The following is a 988-nucleotide window of genomic DNA, read 5'->3' as shown; positions in this document are numbered from 1 at the left end:
TCTCGTGCCAGTGCTCATGCTTCAGGTCGATAACAAGTTGCAGGTCTGCAACGCTGTATCCCTCACGCAGTCGGGCACGGATGTTCTCCAGGGATGTTTTTGATTTCTGATACCGGGATCCGCTGATCTGGTTCAAATGGGTCAGAACCAAAATTGCCTGATCAGTAATCACGACTTCAGGGTCTGGTTGCGCCGCAACCGGACAAGAGGGTTTTGAAGTTACTTGTGGATCTTGTTTTGATTTTACTGACGGATCCCCGCCAGATTCTGACGGGTCAAAACCGCCATTTTTGCCAGATTTCGACGGGTCAGCTTTTGAGGCGTCAAAATTTGATGCGTCAGATTTTGACGTGTCAGAATCTGACAGTTGAGAAAATGCGGCAGCCTGAAGTTTCGCCACATTCAGGCGGTACACGTTCGACGCATTACGGTTACCATTACGGCGCTGTGTACGCGTGAGCCAGCCATCTTTTTCAAGCTTTGCGATTGCCGTTCTGATCGTGCTCGGCCCTGCGCCAAGCTGGCGAGCAATAGTTTCAATGGACGGCCAGCACACGCCCTCATCGCTGCTGAAATCAGCGAGGCGTGCCATGATCGCGACACTAGACAATTTCATGCCCGACGCCGCGCAACCATCCCATACGTAGCCGGTTAATTTAGTGCTCATGATCGTCCGTTATCTCCCTGAACTTTTGCCTGAAATGCTCAAGTGGGCTGAAGCATTCGTGCGGGTAGCCATCACGCAGGTAGATAACGCNCTTTTGCCTGAAATGCTCAAGTGGGCTAAAGCATTCGTGCGGGTAGCCATCACGCAGATAGATAACGCGCTGTGTTTCTGGCTCCCAGCGGATAACACGGACTGGCACTCCGCGGTGATCTTTGAACCTTCGGTTAAGTTCGCGCACAGGCGTTTCGCCCTCCGGTTGTAGACCCCCACAATTGAAACCGCCCTACTGTGGTTACACGGAACCCAGCGGTTTGATAATCT

Annotated in this window: 2 protein-coding genes; both read right to left on the bottom strand. The window is 52.3% G+C overall.

The window, feature by feature from the left end:
* A partial coding sequence (locus FDX22_RS26415; RefSeq protein ID WP_146718018.1) for a helix-turn-helix domain-containing protein occupies nt 1-667 on the bottom strand: 667 nt, incomplete at its 3' end.
* Nucleotides 657-905, bottom strand: a complete 249-nt coding sequence (locus FDX22_RS26410) for a DUF4222 domain-containing protein (protein WP_146718017.1) — start codon at nt 903-905, stop codon at nt 657-659. The genes FDX22_RS26415 and FDX22_RS26410, both read right to left, overlap by 11 nt.
* Between the last annotated feature and the right edge of the window lie 83 nt (nt 906-988).

The organism is Citrobacter sp. TBCS-14, from assembly GCF_005280805.1.
Lineage (GTDB): Bacteria > Pseudomonadota > Gammaproteobacteria > Enterobacterales > Enterobacteriaceae > Citrobacter > Citrobacter gillenii.
The sequence above is the reverse complement of the archived record's forward strand: the minus strand, read 5'-3'. Positions and strand labels throughout refer to the sequence as shown.